The sequence below is a fragment of the Neobacillus sp. 19 genome (genome assembly GCF_049463095.1).
In the GTDB taxonomy this organism is placed as follows: Bacteria; Bacillota; Bacilli; order Bacillales; family Cytobacillaceae; genus Neobacillus.
Map to the genome: position 1 here is coordinate 12,992 of NZ_JBMPZU010000091.1, position 19,920 is coordinate 32,911.

The following is a 19,920-nucleotide window of genomic DNA, read 5'->3' on the forward strand; positions in this document are numbered from 1 at the left end:
ATTTGCCACAAACCAGTCCTCGCGCTGGTTTTTATTGTGGCGAAAAAGAGGGAGGATTTACATTTTTGTTGATTTTTTGACAAATCCTAGCGATACTATTAGTATTGTTCAAATATTGTAAAAGGAGGTAATAAAGTGGAAAGTTCTATTGGAATTATTATCAGTTTAATTATGGCTATTTATTTATTTATTGACGCGCCGAAGCATAATAAGAGCCGCTGGCTATGGGCGATTTTAGGATTAATCTTCGGTCCAATTGCTGTAGGAATTTACTTGATCAAAACTGGACGGAAAGTCCTCGGGTGGATTATAACCATCGTGGCAATCTTGCTATATATCTTATTCATCTTCCTAATCGTTGTCGCAGCAGTCCTATTCTCCACCGGCGGAGCATTCTAACCTCAGTGTGTTAGAAAGGGTGTCAGGCACCATTAATGGAGTAGGCACTATCCTTATGTTGGTAAGGGTGTCAGGCACCGGAGTCGGTGCCTGACTTTTTTTGTTTTTTTTGTTCTTTGTCCGGTTGTTTGTCTTTGTTCGGTTTTACTCGTCTTTGTTGTCTCGGTCGTTGCGGTCGATGTCATCCTCGATGATATCTTCCCTTGGTGTGTTGTTGTCCTTCCCAGGGTCTTTGTCTGTAGGTGTGTTTTTGTCCTCTGACTCTGGATAGTGACCGTTGTTGTCTAGGTTGTTATTTAAGTTGTTATCCAGGTTGTTATTCCTGTTGTTATTCCTGTTGTTATTCCTGTCCATATTATCATTTAAATTGTTATCTGCCGGTGTGTTAACATTATTATTCGTTGGCGGTGGCGGATTTTGATTATCATTGTTACAGCCAACTAGCAATACGGCCGAGAAGAGTGAACCGGCAAGCATTAAGAATAACTTTTTCTTCAAGCGAAAAGCCCCTTTCAACACAAAATTGACCTAAAATGGTCTTTTTTTAGCATCCCCACTGTTATATAAATGTTTACAGGAAGCTTTATCCAATGACTGAAGGACAGTTTTCTTAAATCTTTCGTTAGCTTGTCCAACAGAGCCGTTCTAATCGACATTCCCTCATAAGTCTCACACTATTTTGTGCAATAGCCCCCTTCTAATGGACACTCCCCCATAAGTCTCACACTATTTTGTCCAATAGCCCCTTTCTAATGGACACTCCCCCCAAATCCAACGCTATTTTGTCCAAAAGAACCCTTCCAAAACAAAAAAACACAAGATTTCCTATGGGAAATCTCGTGTTTAACGGTTAGACTACTTACTGTTCACTTATCCAACTAGCGCGCTCAAGTGCGGAATTATTCCTTTTTCTCGCCTAAGGCAAAGGTGATGTCGGCTTCACAGGCAATTTCGCCGTCAACGGTTGCAACGGCTTTGCCCTTGCCGATTGGTCCGCGCAGGCGCACCATTTCGACCTCAAGGCGCAGCTGGTCGCCGGGCTTGACTTGCTTTTTGAAGCGGCAATTGTCGATGCCTGCAAAAAAGGCTAAGCGGCCGCGGTTTTCTTCCTTTTTCAAAACAGCGACAGCGCCAACCTGCGCAAGTGCTTCCACGATTAAAACGCCAGGCATTACCGGATAGTCAGGAAAATGCCCATTGAAAAATTCCTCGTTGGCGGAAACATTTTTAATGCCGACGGCTCTTTTTCCTTCTTCCACTTCCAAAATGCGATCGACCAGCAAAAAGGGATAGCGGTGGGGAATAATTTCTTTGATTTGTTCGATATCGAGCATAGAATTAGTACCTCCTACTAGTATTTACTCCCTATTTTACTATTAAAGGCATACAAAAGGGAAGGGCAATCGCAAGGCCCTTCCCGATTATTTCTTCCCGACTAAATCGAGTATATGTGTCCAAGTTGATTGTTTAAAAACATCTGCCATTTTCCCGCCGCCAAGCATCCCGTATCCGACGGCTGCACCAGACGTCACACTGGCAAAAATCAAGACAACTAAAAGAAGCAGACGAAGCCAAATCGGGATTAAGCGAATCCGGACCCGCCTATTTGAATGCGGTGCGGCCGCGGCCTTTTCCCCATCCGCCTGCAACTTTTCGCTCTTGCTCTCTTGATCCGCATCGAGCTTTGCCTTTTTATATTCTTCCCTCGTTCGTGCTTGTTGGTGATTCAGATTATCTACAGACATTCCTAATTCCCCTTTAACCGGATTCCGTTCATTCCGCGAGTTATTACATATTATAACCGATTTATTTTATAAAAATTGCTAATTCAAAAAGTTCATTATCTCTATTATAAAAAATTATACAGCATTAGACATTAATTTTTTACAGAAAAAAGTCATTTCTTGCAAAAATGGCTCTAAATTTGACGATTGGAGCGGGATTTTGGGGTTCGGGGAAATTTGGAAACCCGAGCAAAAAAATAAAAAAGCCCAATGATTGAGGCCAGCCCAGCCTGCTTCATTAGACTTTTCAAAGGAATCGTCTTCCATAAATTGTTAGGTTGAACTTACACACTGTGGTAAGATGTCATACCACGTTCCCCGACGAAATCAACCGATTTGGATGGGAAAGTATTTTTTCAAAAAATCCCCATTAGGATGAAGCACTTTTTCCAAAAAATTACCCTAACTTGCGATTTGGAAGGCGGTCGATGTTATCAAGCATAATGCCCGTCCCGATTGCAACGCAATCCATTGGGTTTTCGGCAACTAACACAGGAACCTTCAGCTCTTCCGCAAGCAGCATATCGATGCCGTGCAGCAATGCTCCGCCGCCTGTTAAGATGACGCCGCGGTCGATGATGTCAGCAGAAAGCTCTGGTGGTGTGCGCTCAAGGACACTTTTTGCAGCTTGCACGATCACGGCAACCGATTCACGAAGGGCGCCTTCGATTTCTTCAGACCGAACAGTAATCGTGCGCGGCAGACCGCTCACCATGTCACGGCCGCGAATTTCCATTTCCTCTGAACGTGAGCCTGGGAAGACTGTGCCGATGTTGATTTTAATATTTTCTGATGTACGCTCACCGATCAACAGCTTGTACTCGCGCTTGATGTAGCTAAGGATTTCCGCGTCAAACTTGTCGCCGGCCATTTTGATAGAGGAAGAAGTCACGATATCGCCCATTGAAAGCACTGCAACATCTGTCGTTCCTCCCCCGATGTCCACTACCATGTTCCCGCTTGGCTGGAAGATGTCCATTCCGGCGCCGATTGCCGCCACCTTCGGCTCTTCCTCCAAATAAATCTTCTTGCCACCGCTCTTTTCAGCAGCTTCCCTGATTGCCTTTTGCTCAACACTTGTAATGTTTGTTGGGCAGCAGATCAGGATACGCGGCTTCGATAAAAAGCCCTTTACGTTTAACTTATTAATAAAATGCTTTAACATCGCTTCTGTTACATCAAAATCAGCAATCACGCCGTCTTTCAGCGGTCTGATGGCGACGATGTTCCCTGGTGTCCGGCCGACCATGCGGCGGGCTTCCTCACCAACTGCTAAAACACGATTTGTATTTTTGTCTATTGCCACGACGGAAGGTTCGTTCAGTACAATTCCACGGCCTTTTACGTGAATCAGCACGTTGGCCGTTCCTAGGTCAATTCCAATATCCCTTGCAAACATTCTCTTTTCTTTCCTCCTTGGAAACCAAATCCACATACTTTTCCTAATTGTTTATTGTATCATATTCATATTAATTTCCAAAACGATAACTTAAAAATTCGTAGACTTTTGTGGAAATGTGTCGGTATAGAAGGATTTTTTTTAAAAAGGGACTATTGGACGACCGCCGGTAGAAAAAAAGGCTGCTTATTTAACAGCCTCTCCTTCCGCTTCTTCTTTTTGATATTTCATTTTTGTCGCCTCGCCGCCCCTGAGATGACGGATGGATTTATGATAATCTAATATTTCCTTAACCTCGTTTGCCAGCTCTGGATTAATTTCAGGCAGCCTCTCTGTCAAATCCTTATGGACTGTACTTTTGGATACGCCAAACTCCTTCGCAATCACGCGAACCGTTTTCCTCGTCTCCACGATATACTTTCCAATCTTGATAGTTCTCTCTTTGATGTAATCGTGCACACTCTCGCCCTCCCTAATATGGATGTGAGAAGTGTGAAATGAGACCCGCTTATCACTTCGACGAATACTGCATCCGCACAATACAAATAATGTTATAGGTGCCTGACACCATTTACACTATTACCACCATGCGGCAGAAAGGAATGTACTTTCTGATTATACAATGACTAATCATGTCCCCGACTGAATGTCCGTTAACTTCAAACGACTCTTCACCTCAAACACTCTCTTTGTAAAGGTTTGTAACCATTTTATTAGCTTGGATACGGGTTTATGCACAAAATCCACAAACAGGACAAGGCGTTCAGGAAGTTTTTTGAAAATAGGACAATTTTGCTTTTTTCGACATTCTAGGAAATCCAGTAATACCAAGGGTTTGCACATGGAAATAGTAATTGGCTGTGCTTATTTCCCGAGAAATTTGTCGAGCGAAAGATTGCGAATGAACGTTATTCTAACCAACTAATCATCACTTTTCCCGCCTAAAGCAGGCTGCGATCTGACCATGACGAGCTCTCTTTTTTTCAGATTGGCATGGTTCTCCCCTTGTCTTTTTTCAAAATTATATATAATGTTCATATGATGAATTCTATTACAACGTTTGTAAGCTCATTCGCAAATTGCACATTTAGAAAGGAGTGGTGACCGTGACGCCATTTACTGAAAAGGTCATTGAAATTATTCGCACGATCCCCGAGGGCAAGGTCATGACCTATGGCCAGATTGCCGGGCTCGCCGGAAGTCCCCGAGCTGCCAGGCAGGTCGTCCGGATTCTTCATTCGATGAGCCGGAAGCATCGCCTTCCGTGGCATCGTGTGATTAACGCGAAAGGGCAAATCGCCATCCAAGAGGATGAATCCTACAATGAGCAGTGGATGTCGCTTGAAGCAGAAGGGGTTCAGGTCGGTTTGAACGGGGTCATCGATTTGAAGAAATTTCGCTGGGAGCCTGAGTATTTTGGAAAATAGTTTGGAGTGCCGGTGTGTGTGGCTTGGGCATGGGCCTGGATTCACTTTAAGTGGTGAAAGTGGAGAGTTTTATATCGGAGGATAACGCTTTTCTATTAGCGAAAGTGGATTCAATCAGCGGATAGCTTGCTTCAATTAGCGGATACGCTTTGCTTATCAGCGCATAACGCATTTCCATTAGCGAAAGTGATTTCAATCAGCGGATAACTCGCTTCAATTAGCGGATACGCTTTGCTTATCAGCGCATAACGCTTTTCTATTAGCGAAAGTGATTCCAATTAGCGGATAACTCGCTTCAATTAGCGGATACGCTTTGCTTATCAGCGCATAACGCTTTTCTATTAGCGAAAGTGATTCCAATCAGCGGATAACCCGCTTCAATTAGCGGATACGCTTTGCTCATCAGCGGATAACGCTTTTCTATTAGCGAAAGTGGTTTCAATCAGCGGATAGCTCGCTTCAATTAGCCGATACGCTTTGCTTATCAGCGCATAACGCTTTTCTATTAGAGAAAGTGATTCCAATCAGCGGATAACCCGCTTCAATTAGCGGATAACTTACTTCAATTAGCGGATAACACTTTTCCACCAGCGAACGTGAAATCCCTCTCCCTCTCTTCCTCCTCCGACACGCACTCTCTTTTTAATGAATGAGGTCTATAATTTCCCTAAAAAGAAAAAGCTTTACTTGTATCACAAGCAAAGCCCACGGTTTACCATTACTATTTTTAACCCACACACCTAAAACCACACACTACACTTCTATTTGATTTTCTCAAAAATATTTTTGACGAGTTTAACGGGGATTCCGGAACCGCCGCGGCCCTGGACGCCTTCCACCATCATCGCGACCATCAGGCTTGGCGAATCCGTGTTGTAGGCGATGAACCAGCCGTTTTCCACTCCGGCTTCGCCCTGTTTCTGCTTCATCTCTGCGGTCCCCGTCTTGCCCGCCAACGGATAGCCAGCCATTTCCGCGGAATGTGCCGTCCCGGCCGCGTCACCGACAACCTTCCGCAAATCCGCTGCAATCAAATCGGCATTCGCAGGAGAAACCACCGCTTCCTTCCACACTTGGCCTTTCTCTTCATCCACCAATAACACAGGCTTCATCATATTCCCGCCATTTCCGCTCACAAACGGGGTATAAGACGCCAGCAAATGCACAATGCTCATCTGAACCTGTCCCTGCCCATATCCCGAATCTGCCAGCGCAATATCACTGCCAAGGGCACCGGTCACCGATTTCTCAAGCGGATACGTATACGGAATCTCCTCCTCAAAGCCAAACTTCTTCAGCCCGTCAGCAAACGGCCCCTTTCCCATTTTCAACGCCGCTTGGGCAAAATAAATATTGTCTGAGTAAACGAGGGCCCGCTCCAGATTCACTGGCTCTGTCCCCACATGCACTCGGGTCACGAAGTAGCCGCCCCACGATTGATCCTTTTGCCATTGCTTCCCAAGGATCGGCACGGCCTCCTCAGGCTTGATTGCCCCATTCGCCAGCCCAATTGCCGCCGTCAGCGGCTTCATCACCGAGCCCGGCGCATAGGCCTGCTTAAACCGCGTCAACAGCGGTTGCTGCTTATCCTCCTGCAGCGCCTTCCACTCGTCTGCGGACATCCCAAGCGCCGCCTGATTTGGATCAAACGACGGGCTGCTGACAAGCGCCAGCGTCTCACCAGTCACAGGATTCATCACGGCCGCTGTTCCAGTTTCACCGGCACCGCCAGTTTGACCAGTACCAGCCGCCGTCCCGTCCGCGCCTCCTTCGCCTGCAGCACTAGATCCAGAACCGCCTGAAAGCTCGGCATACACTGCCGCCTGCACATCGGCGTCGATCGTCAGCTTGACATCCTTCCCATCTGTCACCGGCTTCTCCGCCAGCACCACATCTTTCTGAGACGCAGCCGTTTCACCAGTCTCCGATTCCGATCCGCCCGTTTCACCAGCTGCCCCCGTTTCCGCCCCCTTCTTCTTAATCACAATCTTCACGCCGCTCGTGCCCTTCAGCTGCTCATCCAGCACCTGCTCAAGCCCGCGCTTGCCTATCACGTCCTGACTCGTATAGCCCTTGTCCTTCCGCTTCTCCAGCTCATCCGCTGTAATCGGCCCGACATAGCCCACAAGCGATGCCGCCGCCTCGCCGTAAGGATACACCCGCGCCCCGACCTTCCGCGTCTGCACCGGCTCAAGCGCAATCAACTGCGCAATCCGCTCCTGCTCGTCCATCGACACCTTCCGCAGCGGCACAAACAGCCCCGGCTTCACCCAGCTCGCCCCGAGCGCCTTATTAATCTGCTCCTTCGGTATCTTCAAAAGCGACGACAACGACTCCAGCACCGCCGCATCCAGATCTCCGGCCACGACTCCAACCTCATACACCTGGCCATTCACCGCCAGCCCGTCCCCATCACGGTCGAGAATCTCCCCGCGCTTCGGCGCCACCGTACTCAGGCCGATCGTATCGCCCTCTTTTAATTCTGGAAAAATATACTCCGTATCCCAGTCGACATACCAGTTCTTCTTTTTGTCTCTTTCTTCCTCTTGCAACCTTGCTTTATGGGTAAATTGAATAGCTCCTGCGATACTGTTCATTTTTGCAGTAAAAGAATAGCTGGCTTCTTTCTCAGCCTTTTTATCCTTTTTTGGTTTTTTGAAGTCAATCTTGAGGTCATTAATCTGTAGGTCTTCGTAGATTTTTTGATAGCGGGTGGTAAATTCTTCTTCGGTGATTGTCTGTTTCGCATCTTTAGAAAGGTAATCATACATCTTATCAAACTTTTGCTTGTTCCAAAGGGCTATGTATTCGGACAATCGCTCCTCCGGCGTCGGTTCCTTGCTGCAGCCGGCGACCACCAATAGCAGGAACAGAATCGCTAGTATCTTTTTCAAAAAAATCCCTCCCTTTCTCCCCATTATAAACGTTTATGCTAGAAACAGGAAAAAATCCAGTCTATTTACTGGATTTATATAGAAATAATCGGATAGTCCTATTCTAGTGATTTTACAAAAACATTCACCATTTATTCATATTTTGTTCATACATACGGGGTACAATATGTGTATTCACACTTAAAACCCCCTTTTAACATATCCGGCCTCGAGCCGGATATTTTTTTTCCAAAAAAAAGAGGAAAAGTATTCCCCTTCCCCTTTGGTACGATATTAAGAGTTTTTGTTTTCTTTAGAATTCGAAGAGTTGTCTTCCTGATCGGTTGACTGTTCGTCATCTGTCGACTTTTCGATGTCTTCAAGCTTTTTTTGTTCTTTTTGGCTTGGAGTTTCGATTGATTTTTTGTCTCCAGAAACGTTTTCTTCTTGTAATGAGCTAAGCGGCTTGTCAAAGTAGCTTGTTGGATTAACCGCTACGCCGTCTTTGCGAATTTCAAAATGTACATGTGTTCCAGCTTTTTCATTGAACAAGCTTTGCCCAGCCTTGGCAATTACTTGGTTCTGTTTTACTTCTTCGCCAACCTTCACTTTTATCTCATTGACGGATTGATATTGTGTTACAATACCTTTGTCGTGTTCGATTTCGATGACATTCCCGAGGACTGCATCCTCTTCGACACGTGTAACGGTTCCGCTAAGTGATGCAAGAACATCAAATGTTTCGCCGTTTTTCGCTGTAATGTCGATCCCTTGGTTCGGCTCGTATCTATTGTTATAGAATACTAATGCCGCTTCTTGGTCTTCTGCTTTGCCTTGGAAATCATAGAATTTCACTTTTACGACAGCATCTTCGGCTTTGGCCACAGGCATTTTGAAGTTTTCAAATGGTTTGTTGACTTCAACTGCAGGTGCTTGGTTCTTTTTACCGGTAAGGTCCGTAGACTTATAATCGTACTTATCGGTGTTGCTGCTGCTTGCTTGATACCAAAGAACCCCGGTTAAAATGATTGCTGCACTTGCGATATAAATGGCTGGAAATACCCAACGCTTTTTGAAAAAGCGTTTTACGCTGGAACTTTGAGAAGATCGTTTGTTTTCTTCCTCTCTCATTTTCATCACCTCAGCAATCATTCTGAACAGATAAGTAGAATTATATACACTAGTCAAAAAATTTTTTTAAAACTTATTTTTCGACAGTGTGAATGATTTTATGCATGCTGGGTGAAAAAATTTTTTTCGACTATAAGGAGGACCATTTTATGAACATAGCTAAATGGGTGCTGCGCGTGCTCCCTATTCTATATATGGCTGCGATTTGGACGATGTCGAGCCTGCCCGCGGACCACTTTGTCCGGCTCCCGGATTCTACGATTGACCATACAATCAAAGAATCACTTCATTTAATAGAGTTCGCTATCTTGTATGTCCTGCTCGTACTCGCGTTTTTAACCCGGCGCCATTCGTTCACACCCGCGCTGAACATGGCCTGTGCCCTGATAGCCGCCCTTTACGGCGTAAGCGACGAAATCCACCAATCCTTCTATTCCTACCGCTCTGCCTCATGGTTTGACCTAGTAAAGGACTTTACCGGAATAGCCGTCTGCTACTATTTTATACGCGGGGCATTGTTTAAAGGGAAATTTGTGCGGCTGGCTGGGGTGCTTACTTTTTTGAAAAATAAATCCTGTCTCTGAAGGTTCCTGTAAATGGTAACTTTAGTGAGGCTAAAATTTTTCCGGCGACTCTAATAGAATGGATATGAAGGAATGCTCGAAGCTCAGCGTTTGTTATCGATGGTTTGATTAACAGAAAATAATCATTGATTGCCGGAATATGTGCTATTTTGGACTTCATTTTACATTTCGGGCAGCACCAATTGCCGTAATGATAATCCATTGGTATAAAATCACAAGTTGGACATTTTACGCCAGTGGGGATGTCTTTAGGAGATAGGTTGAATTGTTTTAGTATATCTGGGTTTTCAGGAGTGTGCTTTGAAAGGAGCAGTCGTTTAAGTTTCTTTAATTCTTTTGCATCTAGCTTTTCAATTTTATGATAATTTTCTAATTGGTCTATTTTTTCTAGTAAAACTTCACTATTGCAAATATGCCGGGTAATTTGTTCGTTTCCGGGATCTGATAGGATTAACGTTTTTTCGTTACTATTTACAAAAAGATAATGGACCGGAATCTTGATATTGTGATCCTCTAACCATCCTCGTAATTTCCTTGCTTGAAGTTTCGCCTGTAAGACAGGATTTTGGATTCTTTCTTCTCCCCCATTCTTTTTACAGGTAGACTGGTTAAAATTTTTATTAAATTTTATTTGACCGCTTCGATTTTTCGTTTCAAGAACTAATGCAAACGCCGTACAGATAATTAGGAAGTCCATTTGGAAAAAGAAACCCCTATATTGAAGGCGAATACCATGATAAATTTGGTATTTCGTTTCGGAAAGCATACTCAAGTGGAAATACAGAGATTTTTCTCCTCTTTGACCTGCTTGCCTGCACTTATAATCACTCATAACATCAGGCCAAACGGGATGATGATAAGGTATTCTTCCAATAAGCGCCTCCAATTTTTGAATTCTTAATGAGTTATTGTAGCATTCTTCTATCAATGACATCAGTCCTTTCCTTCTTGGGTAGCTTTTCTCCCCCTTCCTCTATTTTCCTGCAAAAATCGACATCAACTTTTGAATTTTTTGTGAAATTATAATTAATCTATCAAGTTACTTTCCACTTTGAACCTTTTACTGTCTGGTTTCATCGATTTACTTTCCACTTTTGACCTTTTACTTTCCACTTCCGATCATTTACTGTCCGGTTTCCCTATTTTACTTTCCACTTCATAAAATCCACCCTAAATTCTGCTTAAAAGCCAGGCGTACAGCCTGGCTCAGGTAACATTTCCTTCCTTTATCGGAGAACCCACCCTTTTCACGGTCCATCCCTTTCCCTTGATCCATTTAAATGACCTTTTTTAAGATTCTTTTCTATTTACTTTCCACTTTGAACCTTTTACTGTCCGGTTTCAGCGATTTACTTTCCACTTTTGACATTTTACTTTCCGCTTCCGATCATTTACTGTCCGGTTTCCCTATTTTACTTTCCACTTCGGAAAAACTTCCCCTCTCCCCACCAAAAAGCCAGGCCCTCAAAAACCTGGCCTGGCTCAACCAACTCATTTATTTCTGCGCTGTTATCGTTGCGAGCATTGACTCCGCTGAAGTAATTTCGACACCTTGATAATAGTGCTTCACAATTTCCTGATAATTCGAGCCTTCCTCCGCCATGCCGTTTGCGCCGTATTGGCTCATGCCAACGCCGTGTCCGAAGCCTTTTGTTGTGACGACAATCGTGTCTCCCTTACGCTCCCAAGCAAAGTCGGACGACCTCAAATCAAGTTTTGTCCGGATATCCGGCCCTGATAAGACTTTTCCATTGAAGTCTACTTTTCCAACCCGCTTTCCGGTCGTGCGCTCAACAATTTTTCCAATCGTCGACCCCGCTCCAATTTTCACACCAAGCTTGGCTTCGAACTCTTTAACGGTCAACACTTTTTGACTGGAAAACTTCGGTGACTTTTTATCCCATGGACTTGATACGCTGCGTAAATAAGGGATATTGCCGGACCAGTAATCTTCAGAGTTCTCGGTGTAGCCGTTACCGGTGGAGAAAAACAGAGCATCGATCGGCTTTCCGTCGTAGGTCAAGATTTGTCCGCTCGTCGCCCGGACGGCCTCTATTATTTTCCCCTTTTTCCAGCTGTAGTCCTTGCCCCAGTCTCTCCTCATTTCCTCATCGTTCTTATATACCTGATGGATTTGAGTATCCGTGACCTGAGCACCTTTTGGCACGCCCATCGTATCCTTACTTATTAATTTGTTCACGATATACGTCCTTGCCGCCAGCGCCTGAGCTTTTAGGGCTTCCTCCTTAAATTCTGCAGGCATTTCTGCCGCTACAACTCCAACAAGGTAATCTTCAAATGGGACTTTTTCAATGACTTTCTTTGAGGAACGGAACACGGCAACATCTACTGCTGTCTCTGAGTCTGCGGTAGAGGCCGCCTTCGCATCTTTCGTTTTGGCAGAGGCTTTCGTTATATCCTCTCCTAATTTTCCGCTCGCCTGATGCTTATCCGCAAACGGCAGCACGAGCACAGTGGGTACAATGAGGGTTAGGGCAAAAAGAATTGCTGCTAGTAGGATGAGTGGTTTGATTTTATTCATGATTGTGCCTCCAGTTTGTAAATTCGCACCCGGCACCGACCCGCGCCGAGATGCGTCTCCATTCATACATATGGAAGCGGACAAGCATTTATTACAGATATTTTATAAAATCGAGCGGGGTGTCAGGCACCAAAAAAGCATAAACATGATGCGAATAATAAAAAGGGTGTCAGGCACCAATACCACTACGTGAACGCAGTTAATGGTGCCTGACACCCTTTCCACTAGGAGAGCGAGGAAAAGCTCAAAAAAAACGCAAAAAAAAATCCCGAGGGATGCGTTAGTGGGTTGGTCTGATATCAGACCACCTATTACCGCATCGTATCGGGATTCTTTCTTAAATATTTATTAGGCATTCATGTCCGAAACATATTTGTCGACTTTAACAAAGATTTCGTCTGCTTCCTTCACACGTTCAATGTCGGCGCCTAACCCTGCCAACTTGCCGTGGAAGTTCACGTAACCGCGGTCCAAGTGTTTCAACTCCGTCACGCGTGTCACACCTTCAGACACTAAACCAGTTAAAATCAACGCTGCCGCTGCGCGAAGGTCTGTCGCAGACACTTCAGCACCTTGCATATTCGAAGGACCATGTAAAATAACGGAACGGCCTTCAATCTTAATATCCGCATTCATGCGGCGGAATTCCTCGACGTGCATGAAACGGTTCTCGAATACCGTCTCCGTTATCATCGAAGTTCCATCAGCACGAAGCAAGAGCGCCATCATTTGCGACTGCATATCCGTCGGGAAGCCTGGATGCGGCATCGTTTTAATGTCGACCGCCTTCAACCGCTCAGGACCGATGACGCGAACGCCATCCTCTTCCTCAGAAATCTCTACACCCATCTCTTCCATTTTTGCAATCAAAGAAGATAAGTGTTCCGGAACCGCACCCTGCACCAACACATTTCCGCCGGTGATCGCTGCAGCTACCATAAACGTACCTGCCTCAATGCGGTCAGGAATAATCGCATGATCCGCGCCAAATAATACATCCACGCCCTCAATTCGAAGAGTACCCGTGCCGGCACCTTTCACGCGAGCGCCCATTTTATTCAAGAAATTTGCCAAATCTACAATCTCTGGTTCTTTTGCGACGTTCTCGATGATTGTCGTACCCTGTGCAAGGGTCGCAGCCATCATAATGTTTTCGGTTGCACCAACACTCGGGAAATCCAAGTAAATCTTGGCACCTTTCAAGCGGCCATCAACCTCCGCTTCAATAAAGCCATTTCCTACCTTCACCTTCGCACCCATGGCCTCAAAGCCTTTTAGATGCTGGTCAATCGGACGAGATCCAATCGCACAACCGCCAGGCAAAGCAACACGAGCCCGGCCGTTACGTGCAAGTAACGATCCCATGACAAGAACAGACGCACGCATTTTGCGAACGTATTCGAATGGCGCTTCATCTTTCAACACTCTAGATGCATCAACAACAACTGTATTATTGTCAAATACCACTTCAGCATTTAAGTTGCGTAAAACTTCATTAATTGTAAATACATCGGAGAGTGTAGGTACATCACGAATTACACTTTTTCCATCACTTGCTAATAATGTTGCAGCGAGTACAGGCAGCACGGCATTTTTTGCACCTTCAACTTTTACCGTTCCATAAAGCCTTTGTCCGCCGCGGACGATGATCTTTTCCAAGAGTATTCCCCTCCGCGTCCATTTTCTCTATATTAATATTCAATCGTAATGATTGGTGTGCCAACTACAACAGTAGTCTTTGCGCCCAATCCTTCGGAGCGTATGCCAATTTGCAAATTCATGTTATTTTTTTGATTATCTATGAAGCCTGTAAACATAGGCGATGTCGCCGAAACAGACATGAATGTCTCCTCTTTTAACGCTTCGATTTCTTCAGCATTAAAACCAGACAGTAAATTTTCTACTGCTATGGGTAAAGCCGTATCAATCTTATCACTGAAAACGCCCTTCATACAAGAGAAAACTGTTGGTTTTCCTCGAAATATGTCGGAAAGCCTACTTTTCAATTCATTACTAGTAAAATAAGCCTCTTCCGCCTTATTCCACTCGTTGCCACTGACACTATATACTATATACGCACTAACAGGTTGTTTTGTGTGGGTTGCCATGATTTGAAGCATTTCTTTGTGGTGTTTAGTTGGAGAAACTGCTGTCACTTCCCATTTTTGGCTCGTGTTCGTTTCAGACCACTCCCAATCGGGAAACTTTTCCTGAAGCCCGCGTGCGTATTCCTGTACTTCCTGCACACTTTTCAACTCGGTCACATGCTCCCGTGCATAAAAAGACCAATCCGTGAGCAAAATATCATCGGCTTGCAATACAGCACCAATTTTCGCCAAGTCGCCAGTACCTTTTGGAAAAATCGACAAGCTGCCGCCCGCATTTTTTTTCGCATCCACCGGAATTGAGCCAACATCCGTTTTGGAAAAAAGGCCTTTGCCGGCTGTTTCAGCGCGAGTTGCTTCAGTCGTACGGCTTCCAATAACAACCAGGATCAAACATAAAAGTGAAATCATATAAAAATGAGTCATGCCATTTCTTTTCATCTCTCTACTCCCCCTTACTACCATTGTTGCCAGGCAGAGAGAGAGCAATACTTGGGAAATGTCGTCACTTTTAGACAAGTTTCAAACTTTAAGTTTACATCAGTAAAAATCTTTGCTATTCAGTTCCAAATTTGGGACACCCTTAGCTTTCCACATAAACTCGATTGTACTCAAAATATCCGCAAAAGGAAACATGCACGAAGACCTAAATTTTTACCAATTTTAGAACCATGGGGACGGGTCTCCTGACTCTAAAAGCCAAGGAAAAGCCATGAGGACGGGTCTTCTGGTCGCATTTTTCAATTAAAAATCAGTGGCAGTTGTCTAGACCATTGGAGGTAATCAAGGAAAAAGTTACTAACAGATGATCCGATGAAAATTGCTAATAATATGTACAGTAGTCGCGCCTGCATCACATGGTTTGGCTTTAGCAGCTTATCCAGGCGAATCGCCTGCAATGCCCACCAGGAAATCGCAATAAACACCAAATGTGACATGATGCTGACTAGCGCAATCTGACCAAAATCATTTATCATTCTGCTGCCTCCTTTTTGGCACAGCTCCTCGTAAACTGCCTAACGGCAAGTTTTCATTAAATCCAATGACCATTCTACCACATAGACGGATAAAAGTCCTGAAAGTTTCCTTTTTGGTAAAATTTTGGAAAATTCAAATAAAGTACGCCTGCCTATGCCCCATTATAAGCAATTAGCTGCCTAAACACCGTTCGCAACCCCGTTAACGGTGTTTAGGCAGCTAAGAAACGCACCATTATGCTTCATTCCAAACCCTATATAAATTTAACGGCACATACACTTTGTCCCCATGGATTTCGCGGTGAATGATCGGTTCCTCGAATTGCTGCTCCTGGCTGGAATGCCGTCCCACTTTATGTCTCACGGTTGCACGAACCCCCAATATTTTTTCCATACTTAACTTTGAATACTTCATCTTGTTTCTCCTCCTTTTAATTTGGTTATACCGACGGGGATTCCGCCAAGTTTTGGATTTATTCCGCCAACTTGATCATGATTTCCGCCAAACTCATCACACTTTTCGACAAACCCTTTTATCTAACGAGCCCCCAAGGCGGGAGCCCGTTGTTAGTTTGTTAACAGCCTCGTTTCAGACTAGGCGGATTTTGATGCGACGACCACAACTCTTCCTTGGTCTAATTCTTCTTCATAGCGCTCGGCTTCCGCTTTGGATAATCCCAGTGATTCCAGCTTCGAGCGCAGTTCATCGCCCCGGGTTCGGAAGACATTAGCAACTGCGTCCAATACACCTTGTTCAGAGACCCCAATGTCCCCGATGTCCAGCGAATCCGTCAGATCCTCGGAGCGGCCTTTGTCGTGTGCCAATAAATAAATCTCATCCTTTGTGAATCCCTGCATAATGAATTGGTCAATTTCCCGTCTTGCTTCTACACCATTTTCAACAACTTTTACATGTTCCATTTTCATTCCTCCTCATTTTGTTTCTCGTTCTATTGGGTATATAACCGCTTCTTGAAAAACTAAAACATAAAAAATGAAAAAGGGTGTTTTATATGAAAGACAACGTTTTTAAGGTTACTAACTTGCGCGACGTGGGTATATAAAAAAATATTATTAATCGGAGGTGTTTATTTATATGAAGAAACTGGTTTGTAAATATTGTGGGAATGCTGAATTTTATGTATTAAATGTAAATGAAACGCTTTGTAAATGCGGGGTACGCTTGACTAAGCTGAGTGATTATCGCAATGCACCCAAACCGAATAAAGAGCAAAAACGTCAAGCAGACGCCATCTCAAGAGTCAGTTTATTAAAAAGGGAAATTGACAAATGCCTCGACGAACGTGATGAAGAACGATTTAATAAGTTAACTTATGAATTACGCGTGCACCAGCATTATTTAAGCGACCCGAAGGAACACTTGAAAAAGCGACTTGAAACCGGTGGTCAGACCCCCGGCGAAGTAACGCGGTAATGCAGCGGAGATCTTCCCCCGGATAAGCGAGGTTTATTTTTCGCAAGACCGGGTATTCAAACAATATAGTTACTAAAAAAAAGGAGAGATTGATTATGGGATTTATTTGGTCATTAATAATTGGAGGAGTCATCGGCTGGCTGGCCGGAATGATTATTGGGCGTGACGTACCTGGAGGCATTATCGGTAATATTATCGCTGGTTTTATCGGCGCATGGCTTGGATCGTTATTATTAGGCGGCTGGGGACCTGTCATCGGCGGATTCTACTTTATTCCGGCCCTCATTGGTGCGATTGCCCTTGTCTTCATTCTAAGCCTCATCCTCAAAGGGTTTAAACGCACAGCCTAACAGATTCATATCTTGTCACTAAAAAATGGCTCAGTTCAAAATTTGAACTGAGCCATTTTTTATATTCAATTCCTTGAGGGGCTTCATGCTTCAATGGGGTCCCGCCCGCCTCTTTTCTTTCCACTTCAGACCCTTCCCTCCTGAATTCGCTTGCGAAACTGGACGGCTGACAGTAACTTAAATCCTCTTAGCGTGGGAATTATAGCTTCGAGCATCGCGACCGCCTCTTCCTTTTTTCCGTCACAAACGGCTTGATCCACTTCAAGCATTTTCAATAGGAATGGATCCTTTATCTTTTCCTGATATTGCTTGAGGGCCGCGGCGTCGCCTTCATACATTGCGATATTGGCCAAGACATACCACTTTGATTTATTTTCGCCCATTTGCCCCGACAGTTCTTTTGCTTTTCCAAATTGCTTTTGCTCCATGAGCAGCATGGTTTCAGCGAGCCTTTTCATTTTTCCTGAGCGGATGTTCCCTATTGCTTTCTCCGCTGTCGGCAAATCATTATTCAGCAGATAATAAAGAAATTGCATATACGGCCGTTTCGACTTCTTTAAAAAATTCATCATTTTTTCCGTGTCCCTGCCGAATAAAAGCGGGATTCGAAACAGGAAAAAGACAATCACGACAACCACGACGCTGTACATAATCCAGATCGAAACCTGGAAAAACCCCATCAAAAAGGCAAAAATCAAAACGAACAGCAATAACCAAATCATAAAATCCTCCTCCAACAAGCTTTTATTCTTACTTTACCACACCACAACGAAACCACGCTGAAAAAAAAAGCCATCCCCCGCGCAGCAAACCGCGGGAAATGACCCCTTACCATAGTATGGGTGAGCTACTTCACGATAAATCTCTTCGTGCAACCGAACTCCCTCTGCCTTACACCTTCCGATAAATCCGCTCCTGCGGATGAAATTCCTCGTAGTGCATGCCTTTTGGCATAAACAGAATGGATTCCTTGCTGCCGAGTCCGATGAAGCCGCCCTTGGCCAGGCTGTTGTACATTAACGCGTGGACTTGCTGCTGCAGGTCATTATCAAAATAGATCATGACGTTGCGGCAGAGAATCACGTGAAATTCATTAAACGAGCCGTCCGTTACCAGATTATGCTGGGCGAAGATCAGATTTTCTTCCAAAATCGGATGAAAATAGGCAAATTGATGGTCGGTCGTGTAGTACTCGGAAAAAGCCTTTTTGCCGCCGGCTTTCAAGTAATTTTTCGTATATTGCTGCATTTTTTTGAGCGGAAATGCCCTCGTTTGCGCTGCAGTCAGCGCCTTTTCATTCATATCGGTTGCATAAATCGTCGTCCGGTCCGCCAGCCCTTCCTCATGCAACAAGATGGCCATCGAATAGACCTCCTCGCCTGTCGCGCAGCCGGCGTGCCAAATGCGAATCTGCGGCAGTTCTCTCAATAAAGGCACGACATCGTTGCGAAAGGCGGAAAAGAAATCCGGGTCGCGGTACATTTCTGTCATCCGGATGGACAAATCATTCAGCAAGCGTCCCAAGTAACCTGGTTCGTGAAGTACTTTATCCAATAAAGCTGTAATCGTCGGCAGCTGCTCGGCCTTCATGCGATTCATAATCCGTCTGCGTAAGGATGCGCGTACGTAGCCGCGGAAGTCGTAGCCATACTTTTGATAAAGCCCCTCAATCAGTAAATTAATTTCAATCTCTTGAATTTCATCCAGCACCAACGGCTCTGTTTCTGTAATTAATTCTGACTGAGGATGGGTAAAGATGTTGTTCACTTTGCCTCCTCCTGCACTGTCAGCCAAACCCGCATCAATGAGAAGAGCTGATCGATATTTAACGGCTTCATGATATAATCGGAAGCCCCTGCTTCCATACACTTGTCCCGTTCGCCCTTCATCGCCTTAGCGGTTAAGGCGATAATCGGCAGATGCTGCATTCCGAGATCGTCCCGGATGATCTGCATCGCCTCATAGCCGCCCATCACCGGCATCATGATATCCATAAAAACCAGGTCAAAATCGGCTTGTTCCTGGAGCATATCAATGGCCCGCTTCCCGTTTTCTGCTACTTGAACGACCATTCCTTTTCGCTCAAGCGCCGTTACCAGCGCGAAGACATTGCGGCCGTCGTCCTCTACCAGGAGCACCTTTTTTCCATTAAATAATTGGTCATCTGAGCTATTCATTACAGACTGTTCGACCTTAGGCGATTCCTCCGCCCATTCTTCTTCGACCAAAGCGACGCTTGCGCTTGCGGCCACTTCATCCTGTGCCAGGCCATAATCAGCCACAATGCCAGGTTCCAATCTGCTCGGAATATATAATGTAAACGTACTGCCCTTAGCCACTTCGCTCGCCACCTCAAGCGCGCCGCCAAGCAGCCGCGTAAATTCACGGCAAATCGATAGCCCGAGGCCCGTTCCGCCGTATTGACGATTCGTCGTGCCGTCCACCTGTTGAAAGGCTTCAAAAATAATTTGCTGCTTTTCGCGCGGAATCCCGATCCCGGTATCGGTGACAGAAATCGCCAGCACCGTCTCGTTCTCGTCCGCTTGGATAGCCGCCGCTTTTTCCGGTGGCGCCAAGTCAATCTGAACAGATACCGAGCCTCTTTCCGTAAATTTGAAGGCATTGGATAGCAGATTTTTCCAAATTTGCTGCAATCGTTGCCCATCCGTCGAGATAACTGCCGGAACACACGGATCAATCACCACGTCAAACGCCAGATTCTTATTGGCCGCTACAGGAGCGAATAAATTCCGCATCATTTGTGGAATTTCGGTCACATTGACTTCATCTGTCAGGATTTCAATTTTTCCTGCTTCAATCTTCGATAAATCGAGAATATCATCAATCAGCCGCAGCAAATCTGCACCGGACGTATTGACGACGCGGGCGTATTCACCGACTTCCACCCTGTCCA

The 19,920-nt window shown here is 45.0% G+C and carries 23 protein-coding genes; 5 read left to right on the forward strand and 18 right to left on the reverse strand.

All coding sequences use genetic code 11. From position 1 onward, the window contains the following. The first annotated feature begins 135 nt into the window (after nucleotides 1-135). Nucleotides 136-399 carry a hypothetical protein gene (locus ACO1D1_RS25245; RefSeq protein ID WP_423337537.1) on the forward strand — a complete coding sequence of 88 codons (264 nt, stop codon included), beginning with the start codon at nucleotides 136-138 and terminating at the stop codon, nucleotides 397-399. Between the two features lie 144 nt (nucleotides 400-543). Here the strand turns inward: ACO1D1_RS25245 and ACO1D1_RS25250 are convergent, their stop codons facing one another. The 5 genes from ACO1D1_RS25250 to spoIIID all read right to left on the reverse strand — a co-directional run bounded on the left by ACO1D1_RS25250 (nucleotide 544) and on the right by spoIIID (nucleotide 4,041). Next, on the reverse strand, nucleotides 544-918 hold the full coding sequence (locus tag ACO1D1_RS25250; RefSeq protein ID WP_423337538.1) for a hypothetical protein: 375 nt from the start codon (nucleotides 916-918) through the stop codon (nucleotides 544-546). Nucleotides 919-1,298: 380 nt separating this feature from the next. Continuing rightward, the gene (fabZ, locus tag ACO1D1_RS25255) at nucleotides 1,299-1,733 is read right to left on the reverse strand and encodes a 3-hydroxyacyl-ACP dehydratase FabZ (RefSeq protein ID WP_149872313.1); all 435 of its coding nucleotides are present in this window, start codon (nucleotides 1,731-1,733) and stop codon (nucleotides 1,299-1,301) included. A gap of 87 nt (nucleotides 1,734-1,820) precedes the next feature. Further along, nucleotides 1,821-2,144, reverse strand: a complete 324-nt coding sequence (locus tag ACO1D1_RS25260) for a DNA-directed RNA polymerase subunit beta (protein ID WP_423337539.1) — start codon at nucleotides 2,142-2,144, stop codon at nucleotides 1,821-1,823. A gap of 436 nt (nucleotides 2,145-2,580) precedes the next feature. Then, nucleotides 2,581-3,582, reverse strand: a complete 1,002-nt coding sequence (locus tag ACO1D1_RS25265) for a rod shape-determining protein (RefSeq protein WP_423337540.1) — start codon at nucleotides 3,580-3,582, stop codon at nucleotides 2,581-2,583. 186 nt (nucleotides 3,583-3,768) lie between these two features. Continuing rightward, complete coding sequence (gene spoIIID, locus ACO1D1_RS25270; RefSeq protein WP_149872315.1) at nucleotides 3,769-4,041, reverse strand: sporulation transcriptional regulator SpoIIID; 273 nt, start codon at nucleotides 4,039-4,041, stop codon at nucleotides 3,769-3,771. A 647-nt stretch (nucleotides 4,042-4,688) separates the two neighbouring features. On the opposite strand from spoIIID, the gene ACO1D1_RS25275 reads away from it, so the two are divergent. Continuing rightward, nucleotides 4,689-5,009, forward strand: a complete 321-nt coding sequence (locus ACO1D1_RS25275; RefSeq protein ID WP_423337541.1) for an MGMT family protein — start codon at nucleotides 4,689-4,691, stop codon at nucleotides 5,007-5,009. Between the two features lie 459 nt (nucleotides 5,010-5,468). On the opposite strand, the gene ACO1D1_RS25280 is transcribed toward ACO1D1_RS25275, so the two are convergent. The 3 genes from ACO1D1_RS25280 to ACO1D1_RS25290 form a co-directional block, all read right to left on the reverse strand. Further along, the gene (locus ACO1D1_RS25280) at nucleotides 5,469-5,597 is read right to left on the reverse strand and encodes a hypothetical protein (RefSeq protein ID WP_423337542.1); all 129 of its coding nucleotides are present in this window, start codon (nucleotides 5,595-5,597) and stop codon (nucleotides 5,469-5,471) included. A 173-nt stretch (nucleotides 5,598-5,770) separates the two neighbouring features. Next, on the reverse strand, nucleotides 5,771-7,903 hold the full coding sequence (locus tag ACO1D1_RS25285; protein ID WP_423337543.1) for a penicillin-binding transpeptidase domain-containing protein: 2,133 nt from the start codon (nucleotides 7,901-7,903) through the stop codon (nucleotides 5,771-5,773). Between the two features lie 273 nt (nucleotides 7,904-8,176). Continuing rightward, the gene (locus ACO1D1_RS25290; protein WP_423337544.1) at nucleotides 8,177-9,013 is read right to left on the reverse strand and encodes a peptidoglycan DD-metalloendopeptidase family protein; all 837 of its coding nucleotides are present in this window, start codon (nucleotides 9,011-9,013) and stop codon (nucleotides 8,177-8,179) included. 149 nt (nucleotides 9,014-9,162) lie between these two features. Here ACO1D1_RS25290 and ACO1D1_RS25295 point away from each other — a divergent pair, with 149 nt between their 5' ends. Beyond that, the gene (locus ACO1D1_RS25295; RefSeq protein WP_423337545.1) at nucleotides 9,163-9,597 is read left to right on the forward strand and encodes a VanZ family protein; all 435 of its coding nucleotides are present in this window, start codon (nucleotides 9,163-9,165) and stop codon (nucleotides 9,595-9,597) included. Here the strand turns inward: ACO1D1_RS25295 and ACO1D1_RS25300 are convergent. From ACO1D1_RS25300 to ACO1D1_RS25330, 7 genes are all read right to left on the reverse strand, one after another. After that, nucleotides 9,566-10,531, reverse strand: coding sequence for a nuclease-related domain-containing protein (locus tag ACO1D1_RS25300; RefSeq protein ID WP_423337546.1), 966 nt, complete (start codon nucleotides 10,529-10,531; stop codon nucleotides 9,566-9,568). The two genes, ACO1D1_RS25295 and ACO1D1_RS25300, sit on opposite strands and share 32 nt — an antisense overlap. Nucleotides 10,532-11,092: 561 nt before the next feature. Further along, nucleotides 11,093-12,139, reverse strand: a complete 1,047-nt coding sequence (gene spoIID / locus ACO1D1_RS25305) for a stage II sporulation protein D (protein ID WP_423337547.1) — start codon at nucleotides 12,137-12,139, stop codon at nucleotides 11,093-11,095. Nucleotides 12,140-12,487: 348 nt separating this feature from the next. Next, a complete protein-coding gene (murA, locus tag ACO1D1_RS25310) occupies nucleotides 12,488-13,798 on the reverse strand; it encodes a UDP-N-acetylglucosamine 1-carboxyvinyltransferase (RefSeq protein ID WP_149872322.1) in 1,311 nt (436 codons plus the stop codon). A gap of 32 nt (nucleotides 13,799-13,830) precedes the next feature. After that, complete coding sequence (locus ACO1D1_RS25315; RefSeq protein WP_423337548.1) at nucleotides 13,831-14,685, reverse strand: YwmB family TATA-box binding protein; 855 nt, start codon at nucleotides 14,683-14,685, stop codon at nucleotides 13,831-13,833. Nucleotides 14,686-14,984: 299 nt separating this feature from the next. After that, entirely contained in the window at nucleotides 14,985-15,221 is a 237-nt protein-coding gene (locus ACO1D1_RS25320) for a DUF1146 family protein (protein ID WP_423337549.1), read from the reverse strand. Nucleotides 15,222-15,456: 235 nt separating this feature from the next. Then, nucleotides 15,457-15,636, reverse strand: coding sequence for a hypothetical protein (locus tag ACO1D1_RS25325; RefSeq protein WP_423337550.1), 180 nt, complete (start codon nucleotides 15,634-15,636; stop codon nucleotides 15,457-15,459). A 179-nt stretch (nucleotides 15,637-15,815) separates the two neighbouring features. Continuing rightward, the gene (locus tag ACO1D1_RS25330) at nucleotides 15,816-16,142 is read right to left on the reverse strand and encodes a general stress protein (RefSeq protein ID WP_423337551.1); all 327 of its coding nucleotides are present in this window, start codon (nucleotides 16,140-16,142) and stop codon (nucleotides 15,816-15,818) included. 175 nt (nucleotides 16,143-16,317) lie between these two features. Here ACO1D1_RS25330 and ACO1D1_RS25335 point away from each other — a divergent pair, with 175 nt between their 5' ends. Further along, nucleotides 16,318-16,656 (forward strand): IDEAL domain-containing protein, encoded by a 339-nt coding sequence (locus ACO1D1_RS25335; RefSeq protein WP_423337552.1) that lies wholly within the window; start codon nucleotides 16,318-16,320, stop codon nucleotides 16,654-16,656. Between the two features lie 95 nt (nucleotides 16,657-16,751). Then, on the forward strand, nucleotides 16,752-17,006 hold the full coding sequence (locus tag ACO1D1_RS25340) for a GlsB/YeaQ/YmgE family stress response membrane protein (RefSeq protein ID WP_149872328.1): 255 nt from the start codon (nucleotides 16,752-16,754) through the stop codon (nucleotides 17,004-17,006). A 125-nt stretch (nucleotides 17,007-17,131) separates the two neighbouring features. On the opposite strand, the gene ACO1D1_RS25345 is transcribed toward ACO1D1_RS25340, so the two are convergent. The 3 genes from ACO1D1_RS25345 to ACO1D1_RS25355 all read right to left on the reverse strand — a co-directional run. Next, nucleotides 17,132-17,728, reverse strand: a complete 597-nt coding sequence (locus ACO1D1_RS25345) for a hypothetical protein (protein WP_423337553.1) — start codon at nucleotides 17,726-17,728, stop codon at nucleotides 17,132-17,134. Between the two features lie 169 nt (nucleotides 17,729-17,897). After that, nucleotides 17,898-18,737 (reverse strand): CheR family methyltransferase, encoded by an 840-nt coding sequence (locus tag ACO1D1_RS25350; RefSeq protein WP_423337555.1) that lies wholly within the window; start codon nucleotides 18,735-18,737, stop codon nucleotides 17,898-17,900. Between the two features lie 32 nt (nucleotides 18,738-18,769). Beyond that, nucleotides 18,770-19,920 (reverse strand): ATP-binding protein (locus ACO1D1_RS25355; protein ID WP_423337554.1); only part of this gene is annotated, 1,151 nt, incomplete at its 5' end.